The following is an 8197-nucleotide window of genomic DNA, read 5'->3' as shown; positions in this document are numbered from 1 at the left end:
AACGCTACTGCCGTGGAAGAGTAAGCGTTGCGGGCAAGGCTGTGAACCGCGCCGGGTATGCCGGAGGCTGATTTGTCCTAGTTACGCAGCCATGTCTGATCTTTCTAGAGCTGCGTAGAAGTTTGCCTCGGCCTCTGCCGGTGGGATGTTCCCGATCGGCTCCAGCAGGCGGCGGTTGTTGAACCAATCCACCCATTCGAGATTGGCGTATTCAACGGCCTCAACCCCCTCAAGGCCCAAATCCTTCATCAACCGTGCGACAGTGCAGCGCGCGATATCAAGTCCTTCCCGGCGCATCTGATGCCACACCTTGCGAACACCATAGACGCTGAGGCTTTCCTCAAAGACACGCTCGATCTCAAGCTTGAGGTCTTCGTCACGCTTGGCGCGATCCGAAAGGCGTGGCGGGGCAGCGCGCTTGGCCAGATGGTCATAAAACGTGGCTGGGGCAATCGGCAGGACGGGGCAGATTGGCTCGACCCCATGATCCGCGCGGTGATCTTCTATGAACCGGATCATCGTTTGAATGGGCGGTCGAGCCCCGCCTGGGCAAAATATGCGGACGCCTTGCAAAGGATCTCGTTGGCCTGCTTCAGTTCGCGCGCTTCGCGTTCCAGAGCCTTCATCTTCTCGGCCTGTTCCGTGGTGATACCGCCGCGCAGGCCCGTATCAACCTCAACCTTCTTGACCCATTCATTCAGCGTTTGCGGCGCGCAACCTATCTGCGATGAGATCAACACAACCGCCGCCCAACGGCTTCCATGCTGCCCGGTGCCATCCATTACCATCCGCACGGCGCGCTCGCGCACTTCTGGTGAATACTTGTTCGTTGTCTTTGTCATCATGCTCCATCCTACTCATGACTTGGAGCCGCCGGCAAACCCGGCGCAGTTCAATGGGAGCTGAAGATGAATGGCTACTGATGAGATATCATCTTCCCTAGTCGCAACTGGATCAGTCAATTGTCGCGAAGCCGACGATAAGTTGGTTTAGGCCGATCGCCGCTCCGGCAAATATCGCGACAAATGCCACCGGGGCGCTGAATGCGAGAAGCGAAAAAGCAGAAATGCCCTGACCAATACTACATCCAACCGCAAGCACGGCACCGGGACCCATCAGGGCCGCACCAAAAATCTGGCGGCGTAATTCGCGGGGGTCTTCGCAAGCTTCCCAGCGAAAATGGCCCTTTGAAAAGCTGCCAAGGCATGCGCCGAGCAACACGCCAGCGACGGACCCGACGCTGAATGAAAGCGCTGTCCCCGAAGCGGTCATGCCCCATAGCAGGGTTTCCCCGATAGGTGCGGCAAAAGTATGGGTCTGCAGCGAGGTCGCTGCAAATCCTGTCCGCGCGATCCAGGCGGTGCCGAGCCAGCCGGATACGATGGCCAGCCCAACGACAATACCCCAGATGATCTGCGACGGAGATCGCAGCATTGCGCGGCTCAAGAGTGAAAGGACGAGGATCGCGGCCCCGATCAGAACGCCGGATGTCGCCAGCCCGATCCCCGTGGGTTCCAGTAATTGACTAATGCCTTGTGGTGCTGTGCCCGCCGGGTTGATCGGAAACATCCACAGGCGTGCGGTTGCGAGGGGGCCGGACATCACGAAATAGGCGGACAGCCCCATCACGACCACGATGACAAACGAGCGCATGTCACCACCACCAAGCCGGGCCAATGCGCCATAGCCGCAGTTACCACTCAGCGCCATGCCGTAGCCGAACATCAGACCGCCCAGGATCGTGGCGATCGGATTCCAGGCCTGCCCAAGGTAAGCCGTGTCCGTCCCGATCAGGCTGCCATTTGCCATGGCCAGATGCGCGCCGATGATGGCGGTCCCGATGGCCAGGCCCCACATGCGCAATCGACGGTCGTCAGATGAATACAGATAGTCTTCGATGGCTCCCAACGTGCAGAAACGCCCGATGCGTGCCGCCAGGCCAAGGACCAGTCCGCCCAGCAAACCCACAACCGCAGCCGCGTTCGCTTCTCCCAGTGTGTCGATCATTGTGTCCTCCCGATCCTCCCCGATCAGGGGCGATCAGTCATCATTACAAAACAGATCGTATACAACTTCCATGATTTTTTTGGGTCGGTCGTCGGTCAGACTATAGTAAATTGTCTTGCCATCGCGCCGCGGCTGCACGAGACCTTCCATCCGGAGCCGACCCAACTGTTGTGATACCGCAGCCTGGCGTGCGGACAGCAGATCCTCGAGCTCGGTGACCGACTTTTCGCCTGTCGCAAGGTGGCACAGGATCATCATCCGCCCCTCGTGGGCGATTGATTTCAGAAAATTGCAGGCCCGCTCGGCGTTGCGGACCATGCGGTCCATGTCTTCGGTGGTGGTTGTCTCATCAAAGACCGGGAGAGTCGTCTGGGTCATCGCGTATCGTCCTCGGCCTTGAGAGGTATGTCAGCCCTGTTCAGCATCATACCTAATATGCCCCAAAAAAAATCCTCACCCGGATAGCCTTCAAGGCGATCGATTTCCATCCCGTCCTTTACCAGAACAAAGGTTGGGGTGAACACGACGCGTGACGCAAGCTCAATGGGCGCAACGTCGCGCTGGATATCATATCGCAGAAGCGGCGCTGTACGGCCTTCTGGCGTCTTTGGGTAAATGTCGGCGATTTCCGCATTCCAGCGGGCGCAGTAAATGCAGCCGCGTTCTTCGGCCATGATCAAACGCACCTCTGCCCACGAGAAAGCGGGGAGCAGGCACAAGGCTGCGGCTACGAACGACAAGCGCATGGATAACTCCGATTGACGCAACGATGAGTGTAAACATAATCTTATTATTGAATGTGACAAGGAAAGTGGAGCGAAGCGTGTTTGACGTGACCTTTATAGGCGCTCTGCTGGCTGGACTGCTATCGTTCCTGTCGCCTTGTATCCTGCCGATCGTGCCCTTTTACCTTAGCTATCTGGCCGGCGTCGGGATGAACCAGATCAGCGCCGATGCGCAGATCACGCCAGCCGTGCGGCAGCGGGCCGTGATATCGGCCTGTTTCTTCGCACTTGGGGTCATCACCGTTTTCATGGGGCTCGGGGCGAGCGCGACGCTCTTTGGCCAGTTGGTCAGGGACTGGTTCGATGTGCTGCGCTGGGTAGCCGCAGCCCTTATCATCGCCATGGGCCTGCACTTTCTGGGCGTGATCAGAATACCGATCCTTTATCGTCAACTGCGCGCCGATGTGGGGCAGACGCAGGCCGCAACATTTGCGGGAGCCTACGTCATCGGGCTGGCGTTTGCCTTTGGTTGGACGCCTTGCGTGGGACCCGTTCTGACAGCCATTCTTTTTACCGCAGCCGGTCAGGATACGGTGTGGAACGGTGTCTGGCTCTTGTTTGTCTATGGCGCGGGCATGACCCTGCCGTTCATCGTCGCTGCCTTTTTCATCGGTCCATTCATGCGGTTCGTGTCCCGTTTTCGCAGGCATCTGGGTGTCATGGAAAAGGTCATGGGCCTGCTCTTGATCGTGTTTGGCCTGCTGATCGCCACCAATTCCGTCAATGCCATTGCCCAATGGATGCTGGAGCACGTGCCGTGGTTCCAGACGGTGGGTTAACCAAAGGAGACGACCATGTTTCGTGTTTTGATGCCCTTTCTTTCGATAATTGCCATGGCCATGCCCGTCCTTGCCGAGGTCGGTGACGACGGACTGCATGACGCGCCTTTTCTGCGGACAACTTTCAAGGATCTGACCGAGGATTTCGAAGAGGCGCGCGGGGACGGTCGCAACCTGATCGTGCTGATCGAGCAGCGCGGCTGCATCTACTGCAAGCGGATGCACGAGGAGGTTTTCACCGACCCAGAGGTGAATGCGATTCTCATGGATGACTATTTTGCGGTTCAGATCGACATGTTTGGGGGCACCGAAGTCACCGATTTTGACGGCGTGACGCGGACCGAAGCTGATATGGTTAAGGAATGGGGTTATCGATTTACGCCCACGATCATGGTTTTTGCAGCTGCAGAAACGCCTGATGTGACCGCGCCGCAAGCAGCACTGACCGTCATTCCAGGCGCGCTGGATGTTGATGATACGTTGAGCCTGCTGCTTTGGGCGCAGAGCGATGCTGCCGCTGAAGGTCTGAGCCTCAGCGACTTTGGGGCTGCCCGTTTGGGCAACTGAAATGCTGCACTGCAACATAATCAAAAATATGAATACGTTGTTGCGAGGTGCGACAATTGTGCGCTACGGTATGCATAAGGGAGCAAGCGGCGTTGGGAGGTGCCATGAGCTATTCAAAGATATTTGCGGCTGTGACCGCGGGGTGTCTGGCGACGGCAGTCTGCGCCGAAACGATTGTGCCGACCGCTGTGGCCTATGGTGAATACGGTGAGGTGGCGACATCCTTGACCGGTGCACCCGGCGATCAGGCAAACGGCGTGATGGTGATGACCAACCGCGGCAAGGGGAACTGCATTGCCTGTCATCAGGTGACTGCGCTCGAGGAATTCCCGTTCCACGGTGAAGTCGGCCCATCCCTTGACGGGGTGGCTGATCGTTGGACCGAAGATGACCTGCGCGGGATCGTCGCGAACGCCAAGATGGCTTTCCCGGGCACGATGATGCCGGCATTCTACAAGACCGAAGGCTACATCCGCCCGGGTGACGACTACACCGGCAAGGCGGGATCGGAACCGCTGGCACCGATCCTGACGGCGCAAGAAGTCGAAGATGTCGTCGCCTATCTCATGACTTTGAACGAATCCAACTAAGCGCGGCCTTAGCCAGTCCGCGAGGGAGAGAAATATGAAACTGACGAGACGAGACACCATTTTGGCCGCCATGGGCACCGCATTTGTTGCGATGCTACCCATGCGTGCCGCCGCTACGACGGAAGACGCGATTGCGGAATTCACGGGCGGGACCACGCCGGGTGGCGAGGGCATTACGCTGACCGCACCGGAAATCGCGGAAAACGGCAACACCGTTCCAATCGAAGTGTCCGCGCCAGGTGCCACCGAGATCCGCGTATACGCGGCAGGAAACCCGACGCCTGATGTTGCGACCTTTATGTTCGGACCGCTTGCCGCGGCTCAGATGGCATCTACGCGTATTCGCCTGGCTGGCACACAGGATGTCGTCGCAGTGGCGAAATTGGCTGACGGCAGCTTTGTCGAGGCCCGTCAGGAAGTAAAAGTCACCATCGGCGGCTGCGGCGGCTGAGGCAGGGATAGAGGAACATAACATGGCAGAAAACGTAACACCCCGCGTCCGCGTCCCCAGCTCGGCAACCGCCGGCGAGGAAATCACCATCAAGACGCTGATCAGTCACGTGATGGAAAGCGGCCAGCGCAAGGATTCCGACGGCAACGTCATCCCGCGTTCGATCATCAATCGCTTTGTCGTCGATTTTAACGGCGAGAACGTCATTGACGTCGCACTGGCCCCTGCGATTTCGACAAATCCGTTTTTCGAATTCCGGGCGACTGTACCCGAAAGCGGCACGTTCAACTTCACTTGGTACGACGACGACGGTTCCGTCTACGAAGACGCCAAGGAAGTCACCGTCGCCTGACCCAAATGGTTCAGCGACATGGGAGGTCAAGGGAGGGACATCCGCATGAAAACCTACGCACTTGCAGCTTTGATCGGGGCGGTTTCGGTGACATCGGCGCTCGCAGATGAAGATGCCGATCTGGTTGTGAACGGCGATCTGGAAATTGCCGTTCGGGCCCCAGCGCCTGACCATGTCAACTTGCCCGAAGTTTTGTCTGGCTGGTTGTTCCGGTCAGATGAAACCCAGGCACTTCAAACGGATGATTTCGACAATCCCGGTATGATCTTTGTCGATGACGCCCGTGAAACATGGGCGTCCGTGGAAGGTGCTGCAGGTGAATCCTGTCAGTCCTGCCATAACGATCCCGAAAGCATGGCGGGGGTCCGTCCGGTCTATCCAAAGTGGAACGAAGAGGCGGGCGAGGTCCGCACGCTGGCCATGCAGGTCAATGACTGCCGCGAGACGCGGATGCAGGCAGAGCCATGGGGCTACACCTCTGGCAAGATGGCCAACATGGAAGCTTTGTTGGCGTCGGTGTCGCGCGGATTGCCTGTCAACGTCGCCATCGACGGCCCGGTTGCCGACACATGGGCAATGGGTGAAGAGATCTATTACACCCGTTATGGTCAGTTGGAGCTGTCTTGCGCCAATTGCCACGAAGATAACTACGGCAACAACATCCGTGCGGACCATCTGTCCCAAGGCCAGACAAACGGCTTTCCAACCTACCGGCTGAAGAATGCGAAGCTGAACACGGTCCAGGACCGGTTCAAGGGCTGCGTGCGGGATACCCGCGCCGAGACTTTCAGCCCCGGTAGCGCTGAATTCGTCGCACTGGAACTTTATGTTGCGTCGCGCGGAAACGGACTTGGCGTCGAAGGCCCGTCTGTCCGAAATTGACCTGAAAGGCCCGTCTTGCAGCATGCACGGCGGGCCTTTTTGTCGAAAATGATATGCAATTTCTTGAATGTAAGAGGCTCGGATGATCTCCAAACGCCATTTTTTGCAGGCCAGCCTGTCCGCCGCTGCCCTGGTGGGTGCAAGTGGATTTGGCAATTGGGGACGTCTGGCCGCACAGCAACGGCTGAGCCAGTCAGACCTGTTGGACCAGCCCACCACCGGCAACGTCACGCTGATCCACATCACCGACATTCATGCGCAAACGCAGCCGATCTGGTTCCGCGAGCCGGAAATCAACCTTGGTGTGGGTGACGCCCGAGGCAAGCCGCCGCACGTCACCGGCGCTGCGTTTCGCGATATGTTCGGGATCACGCAGGGCAGTCCGCTGGATTATGCGCTCACCTACGATGATTTCGTGGCGCTGGGCCAGACCTATGGCAAAATGGGCGGCCTTGACCGCATCGCAACAGTGGTAAAGCACATCAAGGGCGACCGCGATGATGCCATCGTGTTGGACGGTGGCGACACATGGCAGGGATCATTGCCTGCGCTGCGCACGAACGGCGCAGACATGGTGCGTCTGTTCAACGCGCTGGGAACCGATGCGATGACGTCGCACTGGGAATTCACGCTGGGAATTGACCGCGTAACGGACATTATCGAGAACGAACTGAACGGCGCCTTTCTTGGGGCGAACATCTTTGACGCGATGTGGGACGAACCGGCCTACGAGAGCACAAAGATGTTTGAACGCGGCGGAACCAAAGTTGCGGTCATCGGTCAGGCGTTTCCCTACCTGCCCATTGCGAACCCCAGTTACATGTTTCCCGATCTGTCCTTTGGTGTGCGCCAAGAGCGTATCCAGCAGGTGGTGGACGAGGCACGCGCAGCGGGTGCGGAATGCGTTGTCCTGTTGTCGCACAATGGTTTCGATGTGGACCGCAAGGTCGCACAGAATGTCACGGGGATCGACGTGATCCTGACGGGCCACACGCACGACGCCATTCCCGAACCGGTGCAGGTCAACGACACGTTCCTGATTGCCAGTGGATCACACGGCAAATTCGTCAGCCGCGTCGATCTGGATATCCGCGACGGAGGGATGCAAGGGATAGAACACCGCCTGATCCCGATCTTTTCCGACGTGATCGCGCCTGATCCTGAAATGGCAGCTTTGGTCGAGGAAACCCGCGCACCGTTCAAGGACGAAATGGCAGAGGTTCTGGGCCAGACCGAAGACCTCTTGTATCGCCGTGGCAACTTCAACGGGACTTGGGATGACCTGATCTGCGAGGCGCTTATTTCAGAGCGCGAGGCGGATATCGCCCTGTCGCCGGGTTTCCGCTGGGGGGCCAGTGTCATGCCGGGTCAGGACATCACCCGCGAGGATGTCTTTAACGCCACCGCCATGAGCTATCCGAACGCCTATCGCTCTGAGATGACAGGCGAGACGCTGCATCTGATCCTCGAGGACGTCGCCGACAACCTGTTCAATCCGGACCCCTATTACCAGCAGGGCGGTGACATGGTCCGCGTGGGTGGCCTGGGCTACCGCATCGATATCAACCAGCCACAGGGCAGCCGGATCACCGAGATGACGCTGCTGAAAACCGGAGAGCTGATCGCGGCAGACAAGTCCTACACGGTCGCAGGCTGGGCCAGTGTCAACGAAGGCACCGAAGGCCCCCCCATCTGGGATGTCGTAGAGGCGCACATTCGCAATCAGGGCACCGTTACAGCCCCTGAAAATACAACAATCGCCGTCGTTGCTGAATAGGAGGGCA

Annotated in this window: 10 protein-coding genes, 1 pseudogene and 1 other annotated feature; of the genes and pseudogenes, 7 read left to right on the top strand and 4 right to left on the bottom strand. The window is 58.3% G+C overall.

Annotation, left to right across the window (positions count from 1 at the left end; all coding sequences use genetic code 11):
- Window positions 1-81: 81 nt before the first annotated feature.
- The 4 genes and pseudogenes from AN189_RS18895 to AN189_RS15915 all read right to left on the bottom strand — a co-directional run bounded on the left by AN189_RS18895 (window position 82) and on the right by AN189_RS15915 (window position 2681).
- Window positions 82-842: pseudogene (locus AN189_RS18895) on the bottom strand (IS3 family transposase).
- Window positions 445-561 (bottom strand) — a sequence feature (AL1L pseudoknot). It overlaps the preceding pseudogene by 117 nt.
- 112 nt (window positions 843-954) lie before the next feature.
- A complete protein-coding gene (locus tag AN189_RS15925; protein WP_056038110.1) occupies window positions 955-2007 on the bottom strand; it encodes a YeeE/YedE family protein in 1053 nt (350 codons plus the stop codon).
- Between the two features lie 33 nt (window positions 2008-2040).
- Entirely contained in the window at window positions 2041-2385 is a 345-nt protein-coding gene (locus AN189_RS15920; RefSeq protein ID WP_056038107.1) for a helix-turn-helix transcriptional regulator, read from the bottom strand.
- On the bottom strand, window positions 2382-2681 hold the full coding sequence (locus AN189_RS15915) for a hypothetical protein (RefSeq protein WP_367379453.1): 300 nt from the start codon (window positions 2679-2681) through the stop codon (window positions 2382-2384). Before AN189_RS15915 ends, AN189_RS15920 begins: the two co-directional genes overlap by 4 nt.
- Window positions 2682-2830: 149 nt before the next feature.
- Here AN189_RS15915 and AN189_RS15910 point away from each other — a divergent pair, with 149 nt between their 5' ends.
- The 7 genes from AN189_RS15910 (at window position 2831) to soxB (ending at window position 8190) form a co-directional block, all read left to right on the top strand.
- Window positions 2831-3571, top strand: a complete 741-nt coding sequence (locus AN189_RS15910; RefSeq protein WP_056038101.1) for a cytochrome c biogenesis CcdA family protein — start codon at window positions 2831-2833, stop codon at window positions 3569-3571.
- A gap of 15 nt (window positions 3572-3586) precedes the next feature.
- Window positions 3587-4138, top strand: a complete 552-nt coding sequence (locus tag AN189_RS15905; protein WP_083484457.1) for a thioredoxin family protein — start codon at window positions 3587-3589, stop codon at window positions 4136-4138.
- Window positions 4139-4242: 104 nt separating this feature from the next.
- Window positions 4243-4728: a sulfur oxidation c-type cytochrome SoxX gene (soxX, locus tag AN189_RS15900; protein WP_056038095.1), complete on the top strand. Its 486-nt coding sequence runs from the start codon at window positions 4243-4245 to the stop codon at window positions 4726-4728.
- A gap of 34 nt (window positions 4729-4762) precedes the next feature.
- The gene (gene soxY, locus AN189_RS15895; RefSeq protein ID WP_056038092.1) at window positions 4763-5179 is read left to right on the top strand and encodes a thiosulfate oxidation carrier protein SoxY; all 417 of its coding nucleotides are present in this window, start codon (window positions 4763-4765) and stop codon (window positions 5177-5179) included.
- 22 nt (window positions 5180-5201) lie between these two features.
- The gene (gene soxZ, locus AN189_RS15890) at window positions 5202-5531 is read left to right on the top strand and encodes a thiosulfate oxidation carrier complex protein SoxZ (RefSeq protein WP_056038089.1); all 330 of its coding nucleotides are present in this window, start codon (window positions 5202-5204) and stop codon (window positions 5529-5531) included.
- 45 nt (window positions 5532-5576) lie between these two features.
- Window positions 5577-6413 carry a sulfur oxidation c-type cytochrome SoxA gene (gene soxA, locus AN189_RS15885; protein WP_056038086.1) on the top strand — a complete coding sequence of 279 codons (837 nt, stop codon included), beginning with the start codon at window positions 5577-5579 and terminating at the stop codon, window positions 6411-6413.
- Window positions 6414-6495: 82 nt separating this feature from the next.
- Window positions 6496-8190, top strand: coding sequence for a thiosulfohydrolase SoxB (gene soxB / locus AN189_RS15880; protein ID WP_056038083.1), 1695 nt, complete (start codon window positions 6496-6498; stop codon window positions 8188-8190).
- The last annotated feature ends 7 nt before the right edge of the window (window positions 8191-8197 follow it).

The organism is Loktanella sp. 3ANDIMAR09 (assembly GCF_001420005.1).
Lineage (GTDB): Bacteria > Pseudomonadota > Alphaproteobacteria > Rhodobacterales > Rhodobacteraceae > Loktanella.
The sequence above is the reverse complement of the archived record's forward strand: the minus strand, read 5'-3'. Positions and strand labels throughout refer to the sequence as shown.